The organism is Salinicola sp. JS01 (genome assembly GCF_030284585.1).
GTDB lineage: Bacteria > Pseudomonadota > Gammaproteobacteria > Pseudomonadales > Halomonadaceae > Salinicola.
This window is the reverse complement of the sequence record NZ_CP127244.1, coordinates 1163941-1187266: the sequence shown is the minus strand read 5'-3', so window position 1 is coordinate 1187266 and position 23326 is coordinate 1163941. Positions and strand designations below refer to the sequence as shown.

23 protein-coding genes and 4 tRNA genes are annotated in these 23326 nt (G+C 66.0%); 18 read left to right on the top strand and 9 right to left on the bottom strand.

The window, feature by feature from the left end:
* The first annotated feature begins 193 nt into the window (after positions 1–193).
* Both QO259_RS05335 and QO259_RS05330 read left to right on the top strand, forming a co-directional pair.
* Positions 194–3493 carry an FAD-binding and (Fe-S)-binding domain-containing protein gene (locus tag QO259_RS05335; RefSeq protein WP_285952732.1) on the top strand — a complete coding sequence of 1100 codons (3300 nt, stop codon included), beginning with the start codon at positions 194–196 and terminating at the stop codon, positions 3491–3493.
* 146 nt (positions 3494–3639) lie between these two features.
* A complete protein-coding gene (locus tag QO259_RS05330) occupies positions 3640–5439 on the top strand; it encodes a cation:proton antiporter (RefSeq protein ID WP_081919674.1) in 1800 nt (599 codons plus the stop codon).
* 185 nt (positions 5440–5624) lie between these two features.
* Here the strand turns inward: QO259_RS05330 and trpC are convergent, their stop codons facing one another.
* The 4 genes from trpC to QO259_RS05310 form a co-directional block, all read right to left on the bottom strand.
* Positions 5625–6437 (bottom strand): indole-3-glycerol phosphate synthase TrpC, encoded by an 813-nt coding sequence (trpC, locus tag QO259_RS05325; protein WP_285952080.1) that lies wholly within the window; start codon positions 6435–6437, stop codon positions 5625–5627.
* Between the two features lie 54 nt (positions 6438–6491).
* On the bottom strand, positions 6492–7511 hold the full coding sequence (gene trpD / locus QO259_RS05320; protein ID WP_207034807.1) for an anthranilate phosphoribosyltransferase: 1020 nt from the start codon (positions 7509–7511) through the stop codon (positions 6492–6494).
* Positions 7498–8109 carry an anthranilate synthase component II gene (locus tag QO259_RS05315; RefSeq protein WP_285952731.1) on the bottom strand — a complete coding sequence of 204 codons (612 nt, stop codon included), beginning with the start codon at positions 8107–8109 and terminating at the stop codon, positions 7498–7500. Before QO259_RS05315 ends, trpD begins: the two co-directional genes overlap by 14 nt.
* 281 nt (positions 8110–8390) lie before the next feature.
* Complete coding sequence (locus tag QO259_RS05310; protein WP_207034809.1) at positions 8391–8762, bottom strand: hypothetical protein; 372 nt, start codon at positions 8760–8762, stop codon at positions 8391–8393.
* Positions 8763–9086: 324 nt separating this feature from the next.
* On the opposite strand from QO259_RS05310, the gene QO259_RS05305 reads away from it, so the two are divergent.
* A complete protein-coding gene (locus QO259_RS05305) occupies positions 9087–9320 on the top strand; it encodes a hypothetical protein (protein WP_207034811.1) in 234 nt (77 codons plus the stop codon).
* 29 nt (positions 9321–9349) lie between these two features.
* Here QO259_RS05305 and QO259_RS05300 read toward each other — a convergent pair whose 3' ends face one another.
* Positions 9350–9583, bottom strand: a complete 234-nt coding sequence (locus tag QO259_RS05300; protein ID WP_285952079.1) for a hypothetical protein — start codon at positions 9581–9583, stop codon at positions 9350–9352.
* A gap of 182 nt (positions 9584–9765) precedes the next feature.
* Between QO259_RS05300 and QO259_RS05295 the strand changes: the two genes are divergently transcribed.
* Positions 9766–9945 carry a hypothetical protein gene (locus QO259_RS05295; protein WP_285952078.1) on the top strand — a complete coding sequence of 60 codons (180 nt, stop codon included), beginning with the start codon at positions 9766–9768 and terminating at the stop codon, positions 9943–9945.
* 19 nt (positions 9946–9964) lie between these two features.
* Here the strand turns inward: QO259_RS05295 and QO259_RS05290 are convergent, their stop codons facing one another.
* Complete coding sequence (locus QO259_RS05290) at positions 9965–10264, bottom strand: DUF6482 family protein (RefSeq protein ID WP_207034816.1); 300 nt, start codon at positions 10262–10264, stop codon at positions 9965–9967.
* A gap of 74 nt (positions 10265–10338) precedes the next feature.
* Here QO259_RS05290 and QO259_RS05285 point away from each other — a divergent pair, with 74 nt between their 5' ends.
* Positions 10339–10611 carry a hypothetical protein gene (locus QO259_RS05285; RefSeq protein WP_285952077.1) on the top strand — a complete coding sequence of 91 codons (273 nt, stop codon included), beginning with the start codon at positions 10339–10341 and terminating at the stop codon, positions 10609–10611.
* On the opposite strand, the gene QO259_RS05280 is transcribed toward QO259_RS05285, so the two are convergent.
* Positions 10582–10657 (bottom strand) — tRNA-Ala (locus tag QO259_RS05280). The genes QO259_RS05285 and QO259_RS05280 overlap by 30 nt on opposite strands.
* A 469-nt stretch (positions 10658–11126) precedes the next feature.
* Here QO259_RS05280 and QO259_RS05275 point away from each other — a divergent pair.
* From QO259_RS05275 to dusA, 8 genes are all read left to right on the top strand, one after another.
* A complete protein-coding gene (locus tag QO259_RS05275; RefSeq protein WP_207034820.1) occupies positions 11127–11771 on the top strand; it encodes a response regulator in 645 nt (214 codons plus the stop codon).
* A gap of 53 nt (positions 11772–11824) precedes the next feature.
* A complete protein-coding gene (gene uvrC / locus QO259_RS05270) occupies positions 11825–13666 on the top strand; it encodes an excinuclease ABC subunit UvrC (RefSeq protein WP_285952076.1) in 1842 nt (613 codons plus the stop codon).
* A gap of 61 nt (positions 13667–13727) precedes the next feature.
* Entirely contained in the window at positions 13728–14276 is a 549-nt protein-coding gene (gene pgsA / locus QO259_RS05265; RefSeq protein ID WP_035476596.1) for a CDP-diacylglycerol--glycerol-3-phosphate 3-phosphatidyltransferase, read from the top strand.
* Between the two features lie 63 nt (positions 14277–14339).
* A tRNA-Gly gene (locus QO259_RS05260) sits at positions 14340–14414 on the top strand.
* A gap of 195 nt (positions 14415–14609) precedes the next feature.
* Positions 14610–14683, top strand: a tRNA-Cys gene (locus QO259_RS05255).
* 58 nt (positions 14684–14741) lie between these two features.
* A tRNA-Leu gene (locus tag QO259_RS05250) sits at positions 14742–14828 on the top strand.
* Positions 14829–15061: 233 nt separating this feature from the next.
* Entirely contained in the window at positions 15062–15361 is a 300-nt protein-coding gene (locus QO259_RS05245) for a hypothetical protein (protein ID WP_285952075.1), read from the top strand.
* 240 nt (positions 15362–15601) lie between these two features.
* Positions 15602–16615 carry a tRNA dihydrouridine(20/20a) synthase DusA gene (dusA, locus tag QO259_RS05240; protein ID WP_285952074.1) on the top strand — a complete coding sequence of 338 codons (1014 nt, stop codon included), beginning with the start codon at positions 15602–15604 and terminating at the stop codon, positions 16613–16615.
* A gap of 7 nt (positions 16616–16622) precedes the next feature.
* On the opposite strand, the gene QO259_RS05235 is transcribed toward dusA, so the two are convergent.
* Positions 16623–17645 (bottom strand): succinylglutamate desuccinylase/aspartoacylase family protein, encoded by a 1023-nt coding sequence (locus QO259_RS05235; protein WP_207034828.1) that lies wholly within the window; start codon positions 17643–17645, stop codon positions 16623–16625.
* A 121-nt stretch (positions 17646–17766) separates the two neighbouring features.
* The gene (locus tag QO259_RS05230; RefSeq protein ID WP_233076686.1) at positions 17767–18534 is read right to left on the bottom strand and encodes a CDP-alcohol phosphatidyltransferase family protein; all 768 of its coding nucleotides are present in this window, start codon (positions 18532–18534) and stop codon (positions 17767–17769) included.
* 388 nt (positions 18535–18922) lie between these two features.
* On the opposite strand from QO259_RS05230, the gene QO259_RS05225 reads away from it, so the two are divergent.
* The 5 genes from QO259_RS05225 (at position 18923) to QO259_RS05205 (ending at position 23306) form a co-directional block, all read left to right on the top strand.
* Positions 18923–19894, top strand: coding sequence for a zinc-dependent alcohol dehydrogenase (locus QO259_RS05225; RefSeq protein ID WP_285952073.1), 972 nt, complete (start codon positions 18923–18925; stop codon positions 19892–19894).
* A 61-nt stretch (positions 19895–19955) separates the two neighbouring features.
* Complete coding sequence (locus tag QO259_RS05220; RefSeq protein ID WP_035476587.1) at positions 19956–20354, top strand: 6-pyruvoyl trahydropterin synthase family protein; 399 nt, start codon at positions 19956–19958, stop codon at positions 20352–20354.
* The gene (locus QO259_RS05215; RefSeq protein WP_285952072.1) at positions 20351–21397 is read left to right on the top strand and encodes a glycosyltransferase family 4 protein; all 1047 of its coding nucleotides are present in this window, start codon (positions 20351–20353) and stop codon (positions 21395–21397) included. Before QO259_RS05220 ends, QO259_RS05215 begins: the two co-directional genes overlap by 4 nt.
* On the top strand, positions 21394–22326 hold the full coding sequence (locus tag QO259_RS05210; protein WP_285952071.1) for a class I SAM-dependent methyltransferase: 933 nt from the start codon (positions 21394–21396) through the stop codon (positions 22324–22326). The genes QO259_RS05215 and QO259_RS05210 overlap by 4 nt, the downstream gene beginning before the upstream one ends.
* Complete coding sequence (locus QO259_RS05205; RefSeq protein WP_285952070.1) at positions 22323–23306, top strand: lysylphosphatidylglycerol synthase transmembrane domain-containing protein; 984 nt, start codon at positions 22323–22325, stop codon at positions 23304–23306. Before QO259_RS05210 ends, QO259_RS05205 begins: the two co-directional genes overlap by 4 nt.
* Positions 23307–23326: the final 20 nt, after the last annotated feature.

The window sequence follows — 23326 nt, the reverse complement described above, 5'->3', positions numbered from 1 at the left end:
TGGTCCCCATGGGCACCCGCCTCGCCTGAGCGATCGTTTATTGTAAGGAAAAGCCCCGACCGGCACCATGACCCCTCGCCGCCGCGAGGCCGTGGCGCCCGGGCCATGATGCGACTCGCGCCCGCCAAGGCGCGAATCCCCGAATAGATAGCGTGTGCCGCCCGCCGGCCGCCGTGACAGCTTGATGACCATGATGATCGAACGCCTTGACCCGGCCGGCGACGCCTCGGCCCTGAACGCGCACTACCGCCGCTTCCTCGACGACCTCGAGCACGCTGGCTTCAGCGGCGAGATCGCACCGGAGCTGGCCGACCGCAGCGTGCTGGCCACCGACAACTCGATCTATCAGCGCCTGCCGCAGGCGGTGCTCTACCCCCGCGACGCCGAAGACCTCGAGCGCATCGCGCGGCTGATCGCCCGCGACGAGCACCGCAGCATCGTGCTCGCCCCCCGCGGCGGCGGCACTGGCACCAACGGCCAGTCGCTGACCGACGGCCTGGTGGTGGATCTCTCCCGCCACATGAACCGGATTCTGGAGATCGACGTCGAGCGCCGCCGCGTGCGCGTCCAGGCCGGGGTGGTCAAGGATCAGCTCAACGCCGCGCTCAAGCCTCACGGGCTGTTCTTCGCCCCGGAGCTCTCGACCTCCAACCGCGCCACCATTGGCGGCATGATCTCCACCGACGCCAGCGGCCAGGGTAGCTGCGAGTACGGCAAGACCCGCGATCACGTACTCGAGCTCGACGTCGTGCTGCATGGCGGCACGCGCCTGCACAGCCAGCCGCTGGCGGCAGAGGCGCTCGCCACCGCCTGCGCCCGCGACGACGCGGTCGGCCGCGTCCACCGTGAAGCCCGGGCGGTGGCCACCGAGCAGGCCGAGCTGATCGCAGCCAAGTTCCCGCCGCTCAACCGCTGCCTCACCGGCTACGACCTCGCCCACCTGATCGATGCCGAGGGGCGCTACGACCTCAACAGCCTGCTGTGCGGCGCCGAGGGTACGCTCGCCCTGCTCAACGAGGCGACCCTCAACGTGCTGCCTTTGCCTGCACATTCGACCCTGGTCAACGTGCGCTACGCCGGCTTCATGGACGCCCTGCGCGACGCCAAGGCGCTGATGAACGTGGCGTTGCCCGATCAGCCGCAGCCGCTGCGGCCGACCTCGATCGAGACGGTCGACGACAAGGTGCTGATGCTGGCGATGGACGACTTCGTCTGGGACAGCGTGGCCGAGTTCTTCCCCGCTGATACCCAGGGCACGCCGATCCGCGGCATCAATCTGGTCGAGTTCAACGACGACGACCCCGACCGTCTGGCCGAGCGCGTACAGGCGTTCGTCGACCATCTCGGCGCGGACACCAGCGTCGAGCGTCTCGGCTATACCCTAGCCGAGGGCCGCGCCCAGATCGCGCGGGTCTATGCCATGCGCAAGCGTGCGGTGGGTCTGCTCGGCAATGCCAAGGGCGAGCGCCGCCCGATCCCCTTCGTCGAGGACACCGCAGTGCCGCCGGAACGACTCGCCGACTATATCGCCGAGTTCCGCGCCCTGCTCGACGCCCACGGCCTCGACTACGGCATGTTCGGTCACGTCGACGCCGGCGTGCTCCACGTGCGCCCGGCGATCGACATGAAGGACCCGGCCCAGGCGCACCTGATCCGTGAGCTTTCCGACGCCGTGGCCGAACTGACCCAGCGCTACGGCGGCCTGCTGTGGGGCGAGCACGGCAAGGGCGTGCGTTCGGAGTATTCGCCGCGCTTCTTCGGTGAGCTCTATCCGGCGCTGCAGCGAATCAAGGCCGCCTTCGATCCGTACAACCAGTTCAACCCGGGCAAGATCGCGACGCCGCTGTCTATCCGGCCCGAAGACGCCGGAAACGCAACCCCGTCTGCCAGCCGGCCCCAAGACACCAGCAACGCAACCCCGTCTGCCACCCGGCCCGAAGACGCCGGCAACGCGATTCCGATCCGCGCCGAGGCGGAAGACGCCAGCACACGCGGCCAAACCGGCGAGCGGGCGGCAATCGAGGTCGACCCCGGCCTGCTGACGGTGGATGGCGTACCCACCCGCGGCGAGCTGGACCGCCAGATCGACGAGCGCGTGTGGCAGGAGAATGCCAGCGCGGTCTACTGCAACGGTAACGGCGCCTGCTACAACTACGACCCCGCGGACGCCATGTGCCCGTCGTGGAAGGCGACCCGCGACCGCGTGCACTCGCCCAAGGGGCGCGCCAGCCTGATGCGCGAGTGGCTCAGGCGCCAGGGCAACGCTGGGGTCGACGTGGTCGAGCTCTCCCGGCGCACCCGCCAGGAAGGCATCCTGGCGTGGCTGCGCGACCAGCCCGGCAAGTTGGGGCGGGCGCTGGCCCGCCGCCGCGGCGAGGCGGACTTCTCGCATCAGGTGTATGACGCCATGGCCGGCTGCCTGGCGTGTAAATCGTGCGCCGGCCAGTGTCCGATCAAGGTCGACGTGCCCGATTTCCGCTCGCGCTTTCTGGAGAGCTACCACAGCCGCTATGCGCGGCCGCTGCGCGACTACGTGATCGGCGGTCTCGAGTTCGTGGTGCCACATTTGCCGCGGGTGGCGCCGCTCTACAATGCGCTGCTCGACAACCGCCTGATCGACCGCCTGCTGACCCGCACCCTGGGCATGGTCGACAGCCCGCGTCTCTCGCGCACCCATCTCAAGAAGGTGCTGCGCGCCTGGGGCGTGGTCGAGGCCACGCCCACCAGCCTGGCCCAACTGATGCCAGAGGAGCGTGCCCGCAGCGTGGTGCTGGTGCAGGACGCCTTCACCAGTCACTTCGAGTCGCAGCTGGTGCTCGACATCATCGAGCTGCTCACGCGGCTGGGCCTGCGCGTCTTCGTCGCCCCCTTCCAGCCCAACGGCAAGCCGCTGCACGTGCAGGGCTTCATCGGCCGCTTCCAGCGGGTTGCGGCCAGGCAGGCCGCGCGGCTCAAGACCTTGGCCGAGTTCGGCGTGCCGCTGGTGGGTATCGACCCGGCGATGACCCTGACCTATCGCCAGGAGTACGTGAAGCTGCTGGGGCCGGCGGCGGTGCCCGAGGTACTGCTGCTGCAGGAGTGGCTGCTCGCCCGCGGCCCGGCGCTGCTGCCGGCGCGCTGGCAGGACCGGCAGGCCGATGATGCCGACCCTGGCTACCGCCTGTTGTCACACTGCACCGAGAAGACCAACGCCCCGGGTAGCCCCAAGGCGTGGCAGCAGCTCTTCGCCCACTTCGGGCTCGCCCTGGAAAACGTGGCCAGCGGCTGCTGCGGCATGTCCGGCACCTACGGTCACGAGGCGCGCAATCGCGCCACCTCGGAGGCGATCTACGATCTCTCCTGGCGCGAACCGGTAGAAGACACCGCCGCCGGCCCGCTGCTGGCGACCGGCTACTCCTGCCGCAGCCAGGCCAAGCGTCTGTCGCAGCGCCAGCTGCTGCATCCGCTCCAGGCTCTGCTGCAGGTCGCCCGCCGCCGCGACCAGACGAGCTGAGAAGCGCCACCGCGCAAGATTGCGCCACATGACCTATGCTCTGCGACCCGCAAAAGGCGTCGTCGCAGGCATTGCATCGGCGCCTCCGCGCGGCTAGTCTGCGCGCCTTTTGATCCGCCACTGGAATCGCCTCGGAGAGCCTGGCCATGGAAAACGCTGCCCTTGCCCTGACCGGCATCGGTCTGCTGGCGCTGATCTGTCAGTGGCTGGCCTGGCAGTTGCGCCTGCCCGCCATCCTGCCGCTGCTGCTCGGCGGCGTGCTCGTCGGCCCCATCACCGGCTGGCTGCAGCCGGACGCCGTGTTGGGCGATCTGCTGTTCCCGCTGGTCTCACTGGCGGTAGCGGTGATCCTGTTCGAGGGCAGCCTGACGCTCGACTTCCGCGAACTGCGCGGTCACGGACGCACGGTCAGCCGACTGGTCACCTGGGGCGCACTGATCACCGCGCTGATCGGGATCGCTGCGGCACACCTGGTGCTGGGGCTATCGTGGGAGATGTCCAGCGTGCTCGGCGCGCTGCTGGTGGTCACCGGCCCCACCGTGGTACTGCCGCTGCTGCAGACCCTGCGCGCCCGCGAGCACGTCAGCCAGATCCTGCGCTGGGAGGGGATCCTGATCGACCCGATCGGCGCCATCGGCGCGGTTCTGGTCTATGAGTTCGTGGCGCTGGGCGCCTCCAACGGCGCCGCCACCCACACCTTGATCAGCTTTGCCCAGACCGCGGTGATCGGCTTCGGTCTGGGTATCGCCGGAGGCTATCTCTGGGGCAGCGTGCTGCGCCACCACTGGCTGCCGCAGCGGCTGCACAGCTTCGGCACGCTGATGGTCATGCTCACCCTGTTCACGCTCTCCAACCTGCTTTTCCATGAGTCGGGGCTGCTCACGGTGACGGTGATGGGCGTGTGGATGGCCAACATGCGCGGGGTACCGACCCAGCCGATTCTGGAGTTCAAGGAGACGCTGTCGATCCTCTTGATCTCGGGCCTGTTCATCCTGCTCGCGGCACGCCTGAGTCTGGAACAGCTGGGCCTGCTGTCGTGGGAGGCGTGGGCCTTCCTCGCCATTCTGGTGTGGGTCGCGCGGCCGCTGACGGTGTGGCTGTGCACCCTGGGTAGCTCGCTCAACTGGCGCGAGAAAGCGCTGCTGGCCTGGCTCTCGCCGCGCGGCATCGTCGCCGCGGCGGTGGCCTCGCTGTTCGCCATCCGCCTGGAGTCACTGGAAGTGCCGGGAGCCGAACTGCTGGTGCCGGTGACCTTCCTGGTGATCATCAGCACGGTGGTGGTGCAAAGCCTCTTCTCGCGCCCGCTGGCACGCCTGCTGCGGGTCAGCGAACCGACACCGTCGGGCTTTCTGATCATCGGCGCCAACCCGGTTGCACGCGCCTTCGGCCAGGTGCTTCAGGAAGCCGGCTTCGTGGTCCGCCTGTGCGACCACAACTGGGATGCGGTGCAGGAAGCGCGCATGGCCAACCTACCCACCTACTACGGCAATCCACTGTCGGAGCACGCCGCGCAGCATCTGGAGCTCACCGGGATCGGCCATCTGCTGCCGCTGTCGCCCTACCGCGAGCTGAACAATCTCGCCGCGCTGCACTTCGAGCACATTCTCGGGCATGGCAAGGTGTTCCGCCTGGCAGTGGAGTCCAGCCGCAGCGCCAAGCGCCATCACCAGCAGGCCCTCGCTCATCTGCCGCTGCTGTTCGACGGCAACACCAGCTTCACCCGGCTATCGAGCCTGATCGGCCAGGGTGCGGTGTTGCGCCAGGCCAAGATCAGCGAGAACTTCGACATCGAGGACTATCGGCGCATCCACCAGGATCGCCTGTTGACCCTGTTCACCCTCTCAGCCAACGGGCGTATCCGCACCGCGACCGCGGAGAAGCCGCTGATGCCCAAGGCGGGAGACACCCTGATCAGCCTGATCTTTCCGGATTCGCCAGAGTTCTAAACCAGAGTTCTAAACCAGAGTTCTAAACCAGAGTTCTGACCAGAGCACTGAGCAGCGTTCCGAGACGTCGCGAACACCGACCCTGAACGACGAACATCACCTCAAAACGACGAACACCGCCTCGAGGGCGGTGTTCGTCGTTCAGGGCAAGCGTTACCTGCCAGGAGGGTGCTCGCGCGGCGGGCTCAGAAGAACAGACGGCGCAGCGCGCTGCCCGGTTCGGCTTCACGCATGAACGCCTCGCCGACCAGGAAGGCGTTGACATCGTGCTCGCGCATGCGTTCGACGTCGTCGCGGGTATGAATCCCCGACTCGGTGACCACGGTCACACCCGACGGTATGCGTTTGAGCAGGTCGAAGGTGGTATCCAGCGAGGTGGCGAAGGTGTGCAGGTCGCGGTTGTTGATCCCCACCAGCGGCAGATCGAGCGTCAGCGCCCGCTCCAGCTCGAACACATCGTGGACCTCGACCAGCACGTCCATACCCAGCTCCCGCGCCTGGCGATAGAGATCCTTGAGCTGGACGTCATCCAGCGCCGCGACGATCAGCAGGATGCAGTCGGCACCGATGCCGCGCGCCTCAGCGATTTGGTAGCCATCGATGATGAAATCCTTGCGGATCACCGGCAGCGCGCAGGCTTCGCGTGCCGCGATCAGGTAGGACTCATCACCCTGGAAGTAGTCGGCATCGGTCAGCACCGACAGGCAGCTGGCGCCAGCGGCGGCGTAGTCGGCGGCGATCTCTGCAGGGCGGAAATCCTCGCGGATCACGCCCTTGGAGGGCGACGCCTTCTTGATCTCGGCGATCACCGCCGGGTCGCCCCCCTCGATGCAGCGCTCCAGCGCGGCGACGAAGCCCCGCGGCGCACTCTGCGCCTGGGCGCGCTGCAGCCAGGTCTGCTCGCTGGTGCGCGGGCGGCGCTCGCTGATCTCCTCGCGCTTACGCGCCAGAATCTTGGCCAGAATGGTCGGCAACGCCTTGTCCTGTGATTCACTCATGCGCGGAGCTCTCGGTGTCGGGGTGAAAGGAAATCGAGATGGATGGGCGTCGGTTCAATCAGCGAATACCCGGGTGAAGTCGGCCAACTCCTTGAGCTTCTCCAGCGGCAGCTTGGAGGCCTGGGCATCCTGCGCCATCAGCACCCCCTCCTGCAGCGAATCGGAGACGCCCGAGGCGTAAAGCGCGGCGCCGGCGTTCAACGCCACGATATCACCGGCCGCGCCCTTGCCGACCAGCGCCTCCTTGACCAGTTTGAGGCTGTCCTCGGCGGTCACTACCTTCAATGGCGCCAGTGCCTGGCGCTCGATACCCAGCGACTCGGGAGTCAGCGTGTACTCGCGAATCTCGCCGTCACGCAGCTCCGCCACTCGGGTCGGCGCCGCCAGCGAGATCTCGTCGAGACCATCCTCGGCGTGCACCACCAGCACATGGCGGCTGCCGAGCTTGCGCAGCGACTCCGCCACCAGCGGCACCAGATGCGGCGCATAGACGCCGAGCAGCTGGTTGGGCGCGCCGGCGGGGTTGGTCAGCGGCCCCAGGATATTGAACACCGTGCGCACGCCCATTTCGCGGCGCGGACCGATGGCGTGGCGCATCGCCTGGTGGTGGCGTGGCGCGAACATGAAGCCGACCCCGACCTGTTCGATACAGCGTGCGATGGTGGCGGCATCCAGATCGAGGTAGATGCCGGCAACGTCGAAAAGGTCGGCGCTGCCCGCCGACGACGACACACCGCGATTGCCGTGCTTGGCCACGTGCCCGCCAGCGGCAGCGACGACGAAGCTCGATGCCGTGGAGACATTGAACAGGTTGGCACCATCGCCCCCGGTGCCGACGATGTCGACCACGTTGTCACACTCGAGCGCTACCGGCTGCATCAGCTCACGCATGACCTGCGCCGCCGCGGTGATCTCCTCGGCGGTCTCTCCCTTCATCGCCAACGCGATCAGAAAACCGGCGATCTGGGCATCGGTGGCCTCGCCGGTCATGATCGTCTGCATGATCGCGTGGGTGTCGTCGTAGCTCAGATTCTCGTGGCGCAGCAGCGCACCGATCGCCTCACGCATTTGCATGTGTCTCTCCCCGCGGTTGCGACGCGGTTTGGCGCTTGAGGAAATTGTCCAGCAGCTCATGGCCCTGGCGCGAGAGGATCGACTCGGGGTGGAACTGCACGCCCTCGATGTCCAGGGTGCGGTGCCGGAGCCCCATGATCAGACCCGGCGTGACGTCGCTCTCGTCGGTGTAGGCGGTCACTTCCAGACACTCGGGCAGGGTCGCCGCATCCACCACCAGGGAGTGGTAGCGGGTCACCTCCAGCGGATCCTCGAGACCAGCGAACACGCCCTGGCCGGCGTGACGGATACGCGAAGTCTTCCCATGCATCACCTGTGGCGCACGGATCACCTGACCGCCGTAGACCTGGCCGATCGCCTGATGCCCCAGGCAGACGCCGAGAATCGGGATGCGCCCGGCAAAGTGGCGAATGGCGGCCATCGAGATCCCCGCCTCGTTGGGGGTGCAGGGTCCGGGCGAGACGACCAGATGCGAGGGCGCATGGCGCTCTAGCCCCGCCAGGTCGATCTCGTCATTGCGCAGGGTGACGACATCGGCGCCTAACTCGCCAAGATACTGGACGATATTGAAAGTGAAGCTGTCGTAGTTGTCGATCATGAGGACTGGCACGGCGGTAAGCTCCTGATATTCATACGTGATCGCGTCATGGCTGTGGTTTTTCGTCCTACCGGAGCCGGGTTTGGCCCGGTTCTCTGCCAGCCTCACGGAGCCATCTCTCAGACGAAAAAATGCCGCCCCGTGGGGCGGCATCTTTTACAGACGTCAGCGGGCCGCCCTCGAATCAAAGGCGCCACCACCACTGGATCGGTCTGTAGCTCGGTATCGTCATCATGGCGCCAGTCTGCGTTTGACTGCGAGAGCTGTCAAGCGGGCTGCGCTCAAACATCGAGCAGGGACTCGTCGACATCCCCGACCTCGGCATCGAATAGCGTCTCGATATCGGGAAAGATCACCTCGACAGCGCTCTGCTCCGCCCTGAGCGGTCCCATATGCACACGCAGAAATTGCCACAGCACCAGCCCATACTCCTGCAGATAAACGCCGGCGCGGGGCTGTTCCGGAATCGCCAGCCCCTGCTGCAGGCGCGCGGCCAGGTGCGGCACGATCGCATCGGCGAGCCGGGCGGCAGCGTCGAGGTCGCTCTCACCCAGCGCGCTCAGCCCCGGTAGCGCCGGCGTGAAGGCTTCCCACAGCGCATCACCGGCCCGAGGGCGAATCGCGACATCGAAGATACGCTCGTTCATCGGCATCTGTTTTCTCGTCTAGCACTCGCCATCGTTGGCCCTATCCGCTTCTCTCGGTGTCGCTCGTTTCGCCTCGTAGAGAATGTCCCGTACCTTTCTATGGCAGGAGCATTGTGACTACGGGCCAAGCCACCAAAGGATCGAATAGTCCGACCTGGCAGGGCCATTTGTAGTCATGAGCGGATAGCCATGAACACCTCGCCAAGAGGGCGACAGGCTCATCAAACTTAGTGTAGGGTCGGCGGATTCATGGAAGATACCTCGGCATCGCAAGTCATATGTTGGTCACGAACGATCGCGTGGACAGTGCCAACGATCGTGGAGAACTAAATGAAACTGACCGACCGGGGAAAGCAAACACCCCTGATGAAACGACGCGAGCAGCGGGTGCTGCGCGCCGATAGCCTGAACGCCCTGTCGCGCCAGTCGGGCATTCCCGTGAGCACTCTCAAGACGCGCATCAGAACATTGATGGCGCGGGGCATTACCCGCGAGCGGGCGATCGAGATCGCGCTTAGCCGCCCTCTCGGGCCCCAGGGAAGACCCCGCGCCAATGGCCGCTGAGGTGCGGCCGCACTTACTACGAGCCGGATTCACTGCTCGGGCTTGCCTTGATCGTCGTGGCGACGAGAGAGCTCGCGCTCTATCGTCTCGTCGATGGCGTGGCTGACATAAGCCTCTTCACGCTCCAGTAGCTCCTGCGCGGTAGGCGAGTGCACGTCACGCTTGGCGTCGCATTCCGGGCACCGCTCGACGCCCTCGGCATCGGCCGGCGCCTCGGTTTGATCGTGTCCGCAGCGCGGGCACTGGGTAGTCTCTGCACACATGATCCACTCCTTCTTCTCGGTGACATCGTGTCAAGTTTAGCGGCTGCGTGTCACAACTGCGTAACCCTCGCCGACTACCGATGGTCGGGGTATCTCAATGCCCAGGTTATCGACTAGGCTCTACTGAGGCGGCACCAACGACTAGGTCAGGAGCCCCGCCGAACTGCACGGAGTAGCGCGCGATGACACGTTTTGTGGCTAGACCCCTTACCCCCTCCAACGACGGCGACGCTGCGGAGTGGATCGTGGTAGACACGGCGCCCACTCAGAAAGGCGATGGCGCCCCAGGCATCATCAGTCACCACGCAGGGCAGGAAGCGGCACGCAAGCTGGCGGAAAAGCTCAACCAGCGCCGGCACTGACACCCCACTCGGGCCCGCGTCAGTTCGCATCCAGGCGCGTCTTGTGTGACGTCGCGTAGACCTGCGAGCCGACGATCGTACTCCCAGGCGGCTGCGTCACCAGAAAGAGTGGCACCTCGACGCCGCCTAGCCGCGGCAAGTACTGCCGCGCATGTCCTAGCGAACTCAGCCGCACCGGTTGCCCATCTTCCCCTTCGAGCACCTCGGCACGCTCCCCCATTACTACCCGGTACGAAAACGTCTGCGGCTCGAGCGACTCCACCTGCAGCTCGGTTACATGACCTTCGCCAAGAAGTTGTACAAATTCCGCGTATCGCATGCCGCCTCCCTGGCAAGATGCTCGCTAGACCGCCGAAAAAAAACCTGCATAAAAGCTATACATGTATTTAATATTTGTACAACCAAGTCACCATTGCCATGCGACCTTGGTCGCTGATCAAGCGCATCCTCGATCGCTGGCCGAACTCATCGTCAGGGCGGACCGCAAACCACCCCAGCAAAGGCGCTAACGCGATCAAGATCATCGTACCGGCACGCGAACTGCTCTCACTCCGACATTCGCAGGCAGAAAAGCTCTCGGACATGAAAAAAGCCGCCGACGCAAAGTGCGCCAGGCGGCTTTTTCAAAATAAAGATTGGTGGAGCCTAGCGGGATCGAACCGCTGACCTCAACACTGCCAGTGTTGCGCTCTCCCAGCTGAGCTAAGGCCCCGTACCGTGTTCGCCAAGGAACGCGGCGTAATTTACGGATGAATGCGAAGGCTGTCAACGACTTTTGTCGATTCCGTAAAAAGCCATCTACCTTGCCTGGTCTCCACCTCTCCAAGACGGAACGAGGAGCCAAGGCGGAACGAGGAGCCGACCACGACTCTACTTTCTTCCTCTTCTTCTGTTTCTTTCATCCGCCGACAGTTGTCATTGGCCTGCTGGCTCTGTGCGGCTTGCAGCGGAGAGACTCCGCCTTCATCTCCGTGCCAGCGCCCACCGGCATGCCCCATGCGGGTTTGCCGACAGCAATATTCTTGTCAACTCCGCGAATCGTCTCTGTTAACATGCCGGCGCAATAGGCGTGTGGCGTGGTCGACCGGAGTTCGTCGACGCTCCCGCCATGCGTATATACCGGCAGCACCCAGGCGGTCGCTGAGCCGGCCGATAGATGAGGGCAAAGGGCAGGAGTCGTCTTGATCAAGGTATTACTAGCCGATGATCACCATCTGGTTCGCACTAGTATCGCTCGCGTACTGGACGAGGAGCCCGACATCGAGATCATTGCCGAGGTCGATAGCGGCGAAGCGGCGCTGAGCGCCTGCCGCAACCAGCGCCCCGACCTGGCACTGATGGACATTCGCATGCCCGGTATGGGTGGGCTCGAAGCGATTCTCAAACTCCTGCGCGAACAGCCCCAGATAAGCATCGTGGTGCTGACCGGTCAGGTCGAGGAGACCACGGCACAACGACTGATCGATGCCGGCGTGGCCGGTTTCATCAGCAAGGGCACGCCGCTCGACCAGATGATCGAAGCCGTCAAGCTAGTCGCCGCGGGCGAGCGTTTCATCAGCCCCGATATCGCTCAGCGGGTGGTGCTGGCCCGCCGCGAGGGCGAAGGCAACCCGTTCGACCAGCTCTCTGACCGTGAACTGCAGATCGCACTGATGATCATCAACTGCCGGCGCGTCAGCCTGATCTCGCAGCAGCTCGGGCTCAGCTCCAAGACGGTCAACACCTACCGCTACCGCATCTTCGACAAGCTCAAGGTTCAGTCCGATGTCGAACTCACCCACCTGGGCCTCAAGCACGGCCTGGTCGACGGCTTCGACACGCATTGATGCGCTGCGGCCCTGATCTCAGCGCGACGGCGGGTTTTTGATATACTCGTCGCATGAGCGATAGCCCTAGCGATTCCCCGGCATCCTTCGATGCCAAGCACTTTCTCAAATCCGTCTCCGAGTCGCCCGGCGTGTACCGCATGCTCGACGCTCAGGCCAATGTGCTCTACGTCGGCAAGGCGAAGCGTCTCAAGGCGCGTCTGGCCAGCTACTTCCGCGGTGCGCTGAACACCAAGACCCAGGCGCTGGTGGCACGCATCCAGGACGTTCAGGTGACCATCACCCGCAGCGAGACGGAAGCGCTGCTGCTCGAGCAGACGCTGATCAAGGAGCTGCGTCCGCCCTACAACATCCTGCTGCGTGACGACAAATCCTACCCATACGTCTTCGTTACCGACCGCCACCCCTATCCGGCGCTGGAGTTCAAGCGCGCGCGCCAGAAGCGTGCCGACGGGCGCTATCTGGGCCCCTACCCCAGCGCCACCGCGGTGCGCGAAAGCCTCTCGCTGATGCAGAAGATCTTCCGCATCCGCAACTGCGAGGACAGCGTCTTTGCCCATCGCCAGCGCCCCTGCCTGCAGTATCAGATCAAGCGCTGCAGCGCGCCCTGCGTCGACTTCATCAGCCAGGCGGACTACCAGCGTGACATCGAACACGCCGTGATGTGCCTCGAAGGTCGCAGCGAACAGGTCACCGGGCAGTTGACCGAGGCCATGGAACAGGCCAGCCAAGCACTGGATTTCGAGGAGGCCGCGCGTCTGCGCGATCAGATCCAGCAGCTGCGACGTCTGCAGGAGAAACAGTTCGTCGACAATGCCGAGGGCGACGCCGATGTCTTTGCCCTCGCCCAACAGCCCGGCGGGCTCTGTATCAGCGTGCTGGCGATTCGTCAGGGTCGCATGCTCGGCGCGCGTCACCACCAGCCCCAGAACGGTCTCGACCTGGGCACCGAAGAGCTCATCGGCGAGTTCGTCAGCCAGTTCTACCTGGGGCAGTCGAAAGAGATTCCGCAGGAGGTCATCACCTCCCATCCGCTGGCCGACAGTGAGCTGGTGCAGAGCGCGCTGAGCGAGCGCGCCGGACGCCGCGTGCGCGTTACCGCCCAGGTCCGCGGCCATCGCGCCCAGTGGCAGCGCCTGGCACTGACCAACGCCGAGCAGCACCTGGCGACACAGCTGGCCAACCGCAGCCAGCTCAGCCGACGCTTCGAATCCCTGCGCGAGGCGCTATCGCTGGAGAGTCCGCCGGCCCGGCTGGAGTGCTTCGACATCAGTCACAGCCATGGCGAAGCGACGGTCGCCTCCTGCGTGGTGTTCGACGGCGATGGCCCGGTCAAGTCGGACTATCGCCGCTTCAATATCGAGGGTGTGGCCGCGGGCGACGACTACGCCGCCATGCGCCAGGCGCTCACCCGACGTTTCAAGCGGCTGCAGAAAGGCGAAGGCAAGCTGCCGGACATCCTGATCGTCGACGGCGGCAAGGGGCAGCTCAACATGGCGCGGGAAGTGATCGCCGAGCTCGACGTCATCGGCGTGACCCTGATCGGGGTGGCCAAAGGCACCACTCGCAAGGCCGGGCTGGAGACGCTGTTCATCGAGACCGTCGACCGCACCCTCGATCTCGACACCAGCTCGCCGGCGCTGCACCTGATCCAGCATATTCGGGACGAAGCCCACCGTTTCGCCATCACCGGGCACCGCCAACGCCGAGACAAGCAGCGCCGCACTTCGTCGCTGCAGGACATCCCCGGTGTCGGCCCCAAACGCCGCCGCGAGCTGCTACGCTTCTTCGGCGGTCTGCAGGGGGTGCGCAAGGCCACCCGCGACGACCTGGCCCGCGTGCCGGGAATCAATGAACAGATGGCGACGACCATTCACCAGGCGCTACATGGATGAGCGTTGCCGAGCGGCGTAAAATGCCCCCACCTTCACCTCAAGCAAGGATGCTAGCGGCTCGATGAACATCCCCAACATGCTCACTCTGGCAAGAATCGTGTTCATACCGCTGCTGGTGGTGCTGTTCTACCTGCCCTATAGCTGGAGCTTGCCGGTGACCGCCGGCCTGTTCGGGCTGGCGGCGATCACCGACTGGCTGGATGGCTACCTCGCCCGGCGCTGGGACCAGAGCACACCCTTCGGCGCCTTCCTCGATCCGGTCGCCGACAAGGTGATGGTCGGGGTCGCCCTGGCCCTGTTGATCGAGCGCTACGAAGTGTTCTGGCTGACGCTGCCGGCACTGGTCATCATCGGTCGCGAGATCGTAATCTCGGCGCTGCGCGAGTGGATGGCCGAGATCGGCCAGCGCAAGCGCGTGGCGGTCTCATGGATCGGCAAGTCCAAGACCACGCTACAGATGATCGCGCTGGTACTGCTGCTCGGTTTCCACCCCGGAACCCAGATCGCCGCCCTCGGCGTAGTGCTGCTCTACGCCGCCGCCGTGCTCACGCTGTGGTCGATGATGCAGTATCTGCGTGCGGCCTGGCCCGAGCTGACACGCTCGATGTGAACAAAAAATGCCATAAGCGTTTGACAGTTACGGACTTATCCTTATAATACGTCGGCGAGTTGAGCGGGAATAGCTCAGTGGTAGAGCATCGCCTTGCCAAGGCGAGGGTCGGGAGTTCGAATCTCCTTTCCCGCTCCATAACTCGAAGAGTTGTCAGCAGGATCGAGGGTCGTGAGCCGGAACGCCGGTCCGATCGATCTCCTTTCCCGCTCCATAACTCGAAGAGTTGTCAGCAGGATCGAGGGTCGTGAGCCGGAACGCCGGTCCGATCGGTCTCCTTCCCGCTGCATGACTCGATCTTTCGGAACATTCACATCGCTTCCGAATCTGTAAGGCTGGATGGCAGAGTGGTTATGCAGCGGACTGCAACTCCGTGTACGCCGGTTCGATTCCGACTCCAGCCTCCACTTCCCGAGCTTCAGACCCCATCGGTTTGTTGACCTGCTGGTTCTCCCTACGTCGTCGGCCCGGATGGCGAAATTGGTAGACGCAAGGGACTTAAAATCCCTCGGTGGCAACACCGTGCCGGTTCGAGCCCGGCTCCGGGCACCATATCCCAGTCTGCCTCTCATCCCGAAGCCACGACACATCGCCCTGCCCAGCCCCCCATGGTTGCAGGACGCACGCTCTACCCCCCCTTGCGAATGACCTCGCCCTAGCCGCTCTCACCCAGGCCCTGGCACCGAGAACGTGAACCTTTGTGAACTTAGGTCACAAAGGGCAATACTCGCGATATAACCCGAGGTATACTTAGCGGACCACCCAAGGACGCGGGGGAGTACCACATGAACAAAGAACACTACCTGACCGAACTCGAGGCGCTCCAGGCCATGATCGCCGAAGAGCGTCTGGCGCATCAGCGCACCAAGCGCGTACTGGAGACACGTCTGTCAGCCTCCAACGCCCTGCTAGGTGAAGCGCTCGATAGACAAGACACTGCCGAAGCCCGCCTGTCGGCGCTGGCAGCAGAAAACCGTACGCTCAAGCGTCGGCTCGAACTCGAGCATACGCTGGAGGCGATCATGCCCTGGGCGACCCAGCGCCAGCAAGCAAGCAGCAGCTCGATGCCGCTCTTCTTCTGCTGAAGACCTGTCGCCACACCAGCGCACCAGATGGACCGTCAGCCGGCCCGCCATAGGGCCAGTTCGAGCTGATTCCCCGGCGATCGACATTGACGGACCATCGCAGGCAGGTGCTCATAAGGTCACGAGCTGGGAACCCCACCTGTTCTTCCGTACAATGCGCGCCACTCCCATCGGGCGGGGCCGAGGTGCCCAGCCGAAATCGGGCCCACCAGCCCAACCACTCTGATTCACCCAGCCGATATGCCGACTCAAAGCCCAGCAGACCAAGCTCGCCGTTTTTCCGTGGCGCCCATGATGGATTGGACCACGCGCGACTACCGCGCTTTCGCGCGCTGCCTGACCCGGCGCACGCTGCTCTATACCGAGATGGTCACCACCGGAGCGCTGCTGCACGGCTCGCCGCGCGAGCGCTTCCTGGGCTACAGCGAGTGCGAGCATCCGCTGGCGCTACAGCTCGGCGGCAGCGATCCGGGCGAGCTGGCGGCATGCGCCGAGATCGCCCAGGACTGGGGCTACGACGAGGTCAATCTGAATGTCGGCTGCCCCAGTGACCGGGTGCAGAACAATCTGATCGGCGCCTGCCTGATGGGTCATCCCGAGAAAGTGGCGCGCGCCGTTGCCGCCATGCGCGCGGCGGTCTCGATTCCGGTGACGGTGAAGTGCCGTATCGGTATCGACGATCAGGACGAGGACGCCGATCTCGAGCGCTTCGTCGAGCAGGTCGCGGCGGCGGGCTGCGAGACCTTCGTGATCCACGCCCGCAAGGCCTGGCTGCAGGGTCTCTCGCCCAAGGAGAACCGCGATGTGCCGCCGCTCAACTACTCCCGGGTCTATCGTCTCAAGGCGCAGCACCCCGAGCTGCATATCGGCATCAACGGCGGCATCAAGAGCCTGGAGAGCTGCCAGGCCCATCTCGACGCAGGCGTCGACAGCGTGATGATCGGCCGCGAGGCGTACCAGAATCCGTGGCTGCTGGCGGCGATCGATCAGGCGCTCTATCAGCGCCCCGGGCCGGCTCCCAGCCGCCATGCGGCAGCGCGCGCCTTCCGCCCCTATATCGTCGAACGCCTGGCCGAGGGGGCGCGGCTCAATCATGTCACGCGTCATCTGCTGGGACTTTTCCAGGGCTGCCCCGGCGGGCGGCGCTTCCGCCGTCATCTCTCCGAGCACGCCCATCGCGACGGCGCCGGCATTGCGGTCTACGACGACGCCCTGGGCCTGGTCGACGAACAGCGCCTGGCTGAAATCGCCTGAGTCGCGCTCAGGCGCCGGGGGTATCGAAGCGTGACTGGAAGCTCTCCACCGCGCTCTCGACTTCGTCGATCTCCTCATAGCGCGCCACGTGGAAGAGCGCCTCGCCCTCGTTGGCCAGCGGCAGATTGCTCATCCCGATGACGATACCGTCGGCGCTCGCCACCACCTGCGCTTCGTCGTTGCCGAAAGGATCGGCGACCACCCCGAGCACTTCCCCCTTGGCGACCCGCGCGCCCAGCCGTGCCCGCGGGCGCAGAATGCCGTCGATCGGCGCGCGCGCCCAGCTCGAACCGTTGGCGACCTCGGCCGCTGGCGGCGTGCGCCGCCGCCCCTCGGCCGGCAGCATGCCGATCAGCCGCATCACCCGCCGGATGCCGCGCACCCCGGGAGCGATCGCCCACTCCTCGAAGCGCAGCGCCTCCCCCGCTTCGTAGGTCAGCACCGGCACGCCGCGGTTCTGGGCATACTCACGCAGGCTACCCTCGCGCAGCTCGGCATTGAGAATCACCGGCACACCGAAGGCCTCGGCCATGGCCTGGGTCTCGGCATTGCGACGTAGCTGCGAGCGGATCTGCGGCAGATTGGTGCGGTGGATCGCCCCGGTGTGCAGATCGATGATATGCGTGGCGCGATCGACCACCTCCTCACGCAGCAGCGCAGCGATCCGCGAGCCCAGGGAGCCGCTCTCGCTACCCGGAAAGCAGCGGTTGAGGTCGCGGCGGTCGGGCAGATAGCGCGACTGCTGCACGAAGCCGAAGACATTGACCACGGGGACCGCGATCAGCGTACCGCGCAGACGCGACAGCGCCGGTAGCTTGAGCAGCCGGCGCACGATCTCGACGCCGTTGAGTTCATCGCCGTGGATCGCCCCACACACCAGCAGGGTCGGCCCGGGCTGGCGGCCGTGGACGATCTCCACCGGAATGTGCAGCGGCGCGTGGGTGTAGAGTTTGGCCACCGGCAGATCCACCTGTCGCCGGGTGCCGGGTTCGATACGCTCGCCACCGAGCGAGAAAGCTTCCTGCACCATGTGAAACCTTAGCTAGTTGAGCCTTGCGGGGCCGGTATCGGTTGCAGGGCCGATCCTATAGCGAGTCGCGGGCCAAGGCGAGCCCGATGCCGGCGGAGATGGGGGCTGGATGGGCCGGGAGTCAGAAGACGCTGTCGCTCAATGGTGCTCTCCGCCGCCGCCACAGCCACACCAGATCACGCCCGAAGGAGAGCGCCAGCAGCGCCGCCGCCAGTGCGGTCAACGCCACTGCCCAGGCGGGTGTCACCAGCGGCAGCAGACACACCAGCAGCGTTGCCACCTGCCACACGCAGACCGTCTTGCGCAGATAGCTGACCGGCAGTTCGCGGTGCAGCCAGGGCCAGTAGAGCCCGGCACCGACGAAGGCATAACGCGCCAGACCGATCACCAGCACCCAGCTTCCGACCTTGTCCAGCGCCACCAGCGCCGCACACAGCACGACGATGAAAAAGGCGTCGAGCTCCATGTCGAAGCGCGCGCCGAAGCGGGTCGCCGAGTGCGTATGACGCGCCACCCAGCCGTCGATACCGTCAAGCAGTAACGCCAGAAGCGCCAGTGCGGCGATACCCTCGGCGTGGCGCTGAATGAAGGCGGGATAGGCGATCAGCCCGGCGACCAGCGCGATGAAGACCGCGCGCAGCAGCGTGATGCGATTGGCCCAGCCGATACCCTGGCGCGCCGCCGGCCAGGCCCACAGTACCGCCGTGGCAATGGCGACATAAACCCCGCCGGCGGTGAGGCGCAACCCACCCGGCGCGGAAAAGGCCCAGTGCACCCATTCCACCAGCAGCGCCACCAGCGCCAATCCGGCGCCCAGATCCACCCAGCCCCACCAGCCCTGTCGTCTTTTGGGCGGCAGCGCGCTCATCCGTACCGGTCCATCCGCCATGGTGATTCTCCTTCTTCTTCTCGGCTTCCCTGTCACTGTCTATCCATACGTCGACCGTACAAGTCTGGATGCATGCAGGCCAACCTGCCATCGCTCCGCGCAGACAGCCACCAGGCCTGGCTACGACGCCGCTACAAAGCATCCCCACCGGTGACGCCGCACGGCAAAATTCGATGCGCGACTTACTTTTTGTACAGCTATTGTATAAATGACAAAACGCCACGCTCTGCCATACTCAGCTCATCGGCCCGCCCCACGCAGGCGAGCCTCGGCCTCCGGCCAGCATTAGAAATTATTGAACAGAAAGTTGGCCCAGGCGAATAGCGTGCCCTCAGCCGCAGCGACAGCCGCTACCGATCGGCTCGAGGCCAGCTCAAGAGAGACGTTTATGACAATCCCTTACGCACACGCCTTCTGGTCGCTCGGCGACGGCAGCGGCGAGATCAGCCAGGCCGACCTCAGCGACGCTGGCGAGTTGATGGTGCGCACCTGCTACAGCGCGATCAGCCGCGGTAGCGAGACACTCGTGTTCAACGGTCAGGTGCCGCCCAGCGAGTACGCACGCATGCGCGCACCCTTCCAGAGCGGCGACTTCCCCGGCCCGGTGAAATACGGCTACTCCAACGTCGGCGTGGTCGAACAGGGTGCCCACGACTGGCACGGGCGCCACGTCTACTGCCTCTATCCGCATCAGACCCACTACCGGATCGCCGCCAGCGACGTGGTGCGTCTGCCCGAGGATGTGCCACCGCAGCGCGCCGTGCTCGGCGCCAACATGGAGACCGCGCTCAACGCCATGTGGGATGCCGCGCCCGCCGCCGGCGACCGTATCAGCGTAGTCGGCGCCGGCGTGGTCGGTGCCCTGGTCGCCTGGCTCTGCGCCAAGCTTCCCGGTGCCCAGGTTCAACTCATCGACATCGACGAGCGCAAACGCTTTTTGGGTGGCGCGCTGGGGGTCGAGTTCGTCACCCCGGAAGACGCCGCCGACGAGCGCGACCTGGTGATTCACGCCAGTGCCTCGGACGCCGGCCTGCAAACCGCACTGGCGATCGCCGGCTTCGAGGCGAGCGTGGTCGAACTCAGCTGGTACGGCAGCCGCGAGGTCAATCTCCCGCTGGGCGAGGCCTTCCACGCGCGGCGTCTGACCCTGCGCTCGAGCCAGGTCGGCAGCGTCTCGCCCAGCCACCGCGCGCGCTGGGATCACAAGCGGAGGCTGTCGCTGGCGCTGTCGCTGCTCAACGATGAGTGTCTGGACGTGCTGATCAGCGGCGAGAGCCACTTCCGCGATCTGCCGCAGACCCTGGCTAGGCTCAGCCGCAGCGACGACGATACCCTGTGCGAGCGCATCCGCTACGCCTGAACCCGGCGCGACGCTTGCCACACCGCTACCACGCCGCCGAGCCGGCACGAGGAGACAAGGAATGTTCAGCCTGACCGTCCGCGATCACATGATGATCGCCCACAGCTTCAACAGCGAGACCTTCGGCCCGGCGCAGAAACTGCACGGCGCCACCTACGTGGTCGACGTCACCTTCAAGCGCCCGGAGCTGGATCACGACGATCTGGTGGTCGACATCGGGCTCGCCAGTGACACCTTGAAGCGGATTCTGGCCGAGTTCACCCTCACCAATCTCGACGACGTCGACGAGTTCAAGGGCCGCAACACCACCACCGAATTCATGGCCAAGGTGGTCTTCGACCGCCTGGCCCACGCCATCCGCGAAGGCGAGCTGGGTGAAGGCGGCCGGCATCTCACCGCACTCGCGGTCACCCTGCACGAGTCGCACATCGCCTGGGCCAGCTACGAAGGCGGCCTATGAGCGATCTCACGCTGATCGTCGCCGGTGACCCGCAGCAGCTCACCGGCGGCTACCTGTATGACGCGCGTATCGTCGAGGCGCTGCGCCGCCAGGGCTGGGCGGTCAGCGTGGTCGGTCTGGAGGGGCGCTTCCCGGAGCCCGATGCGATCGCCTCGCATGCCCTGGACAGTGCCCTGACCGGGCTGGCCGACGGCGAACGGGTGGTGATCGACGGTCTCGCCATGGGCGGGCTGCCGGCCATCGTCGAGCGTCACGCCGCGCGTCTTTCGATCACCGCCCTGCTCCATCATCCGCTGTGTGACGAGACCGGCCTCGGCGAACCCGAGCGCGCGCGCTTTCGTATCAGCGAGACCCGCGCTCTGGCCGCGGTGGAGCGGGTGATCGTGACCAGCGTCTACACCGCGCGGCGGCTGGCCGATTTCGATGTTCCCGCCAGCAAGATCGCCGTGATCGAGCCCGGGGTGATCCGCGGCGAGCTGGCCCACGGCGATCTCGACCCGCCGCGGTTGCTGTGCGTCGCCACGCTGACCCCCCGCAAGGGCCAGGACGTGCTGGTCGAGGCCCTCGCCGAGCTGACGCACCTGCCCTGGCAGTGCGACCTGATCGGCGCTCTCGACCGCGCCCCGGATTACGCCGCCAAGGTGCAGGCGGCGATCGCCCAGCATGGCCTGCAGGGGCGTATCCGCTTGCTCGGCGCCCAGCCCAGTGCGGCGCTGAGCGAGCACTACCGCAACGCGACCCTGTTCGTGCTGCCCTCGCACTACGAAGGCTACGGCATGGTCATCACCGAGGCCCTGGCCCACGGCCTGCCGGTGGTCACCACCACCGGCGGGGCGCTGGCTCACACCCTGCCCGAGCAAGCCGGCATCAAGGTAGCGCCGGGAGACAGCGCCGCACTGGGGGAAGCCCTGGCCACGCTGCTGGGCGAACCCGAGCACTATCGGCGCTGCCGTGACGGGGCGCGAGCGCTGCGCGACACCCTGGGAGACTGGGACAATGCCGCGCGCGCCTTCGCCGCGGCACTGACACGGGAGACCGCATGAGCACATCATCGTCACGCGCCGCCGATGCCCACTTCAGCGATACCTGGCTGACCCTGCGTGAACCGGTCGACCACCGCGCCCGCGACGCCCAGCTGACCCACGCCGCCGACCACTGGCTGACGCAGCGCGCCAGCGCCTCCCCCTCGGCGACACTGGTCGATCTCGGCTGCGGCAGTGGCTCCAACCTGCGCTATCTGGCGCCGCGCCTGCATGCACCCCAGCGCTGGCGGCTGGTCGACCATGACCCCAGTCTGCTGGAGCACGCGCGCAGCCGCTGCGACACGCTCGCCAGCGCCGCGGGTGAGCCAGTTCAACTAACAGTGCACGAGGCCACGCTGGCGCAGGCGCTGGATGAGGCACTGACAGGCGCCGACCTGGTCACGGCCTCGGCGTTGTTCGATCTGGTCTCGGCCGAGTGGATCGACGCCCTCGCCGCGCGCTGCCGCGAGCTGGGCTGCGCCGTGCTGTTCACGCTCAGCGTGGATGGCGAGATCCACTTCCAGGACAGCGCCGGCAAGACCCTGGAAGATGGCGACGACCGCTTCGTGTTCGACACCCTCGCCGCCCATCAGCAGCGCGACAAGGGCGCCGGTGAGGCGCTCGGCACCCTCGCCCCCACCTATCTCAAGCAGGCGTTCCTGCGCCACGGCTACCATCTGCGCGAAGCGCCCTCACCCTGGCGCCTGGGCCGCGAGACCTGGCCGCTGATCGACGCGCTGATGGCGGGTTGGCGCACGGCGCTGCTGGAGCAGGCACCGGCGCAGGCGACACGCATCGAAAACTGGTACCGGGCGCGTCTGTCGGCGCTCGACGCCGGCCGGCTGATGCTGACCCTGGGTCATCGCGACCTGCTCGCCCTGCCACCGGAATCTCCCCCGGGGATGTCGTTCGACACCTCCTTCGAAACGTCTCAGGATCGGCCAGCGTGAGATCCCGGCATGCCGCGCTGCTGCGCCTGGGGGTCACCCTGGCGCTGCTGGCCACGCTCGCCTGGCAGTTGAACACCGGCGAGATCGTGGCACGGCTCGGCGCGCTGTCGCCCCTGTGGGTCGTCGCAGGCATTGCGCTGAGCCTGCCCCAGGTCATGATTTCCGCTTGGCGCTGGCGTCTCACCGCTCACCACGTGGGTATCGCCCTGCCCTGGCCCCGCGCCCTGCGCGAGTACTACCTGGCGACCTTTCTCAATCAGGTCCTGCCTGGTGGCGTGATGGGTGATGCCACCCGCGCCTGGCGCCACGGCAGCCACACCGATGCCGGCCAGCGCGGCGCGGCGATCCGCGCGGTGGTGATCGAACGCGCCTCGGGGCAGATCGCGCTGGTGCTGGTCGCTCTGGTCACCCTGGCGGCGGCAGCGCCGCTGCGCGAGGCCATCGTCGCCGGCCTGGGTAGCGCACATCTGAGCTGGGCGTGGGCCATCGCCGCCGCGGCGCTATTGGTACTGATCGCGGTGGCCAGCCTCTGGCGTCGGCGCCTGGGCAAGGCGCTGGCGCGGCTGGGGCAGGATCTGCGTCAGGCGCTGCTGGGGTCCCATGTCTGGCCGCGCCAGTTGCTGAGTTCCCTGCTGGTGGTCGCAACCTATGTGGCCGTGTTCGTGTGCGCCGCCCGGGCGCTGGAGCTGCCGCGCTCGCTGGACGTGCTGCTGCCGCTGATTCCGCCGCTGCTGCTGGCGATGGCAATTCCGCTGAGCGTGGCCGGCTGGGGACTGCGGGAAGGCGCCGCGGCGCTGATCTGGCCGCTGTCCGGGCTGCCGGCCCAGGAGGGGGTGACTCTGTCGATCACCTACGGTCTGCTGATCCTGCTCGGCAGTCTGCCCGGCGCCCTGGTGCTGGCCCGCGACCACTGGACCGAGCGTCGCCGCGCCGATGCCACACCGCGGGCCGCCGTGGCCAGCGACCGGGAGATCGGCTGATGGACGTAGCACATTGTCTG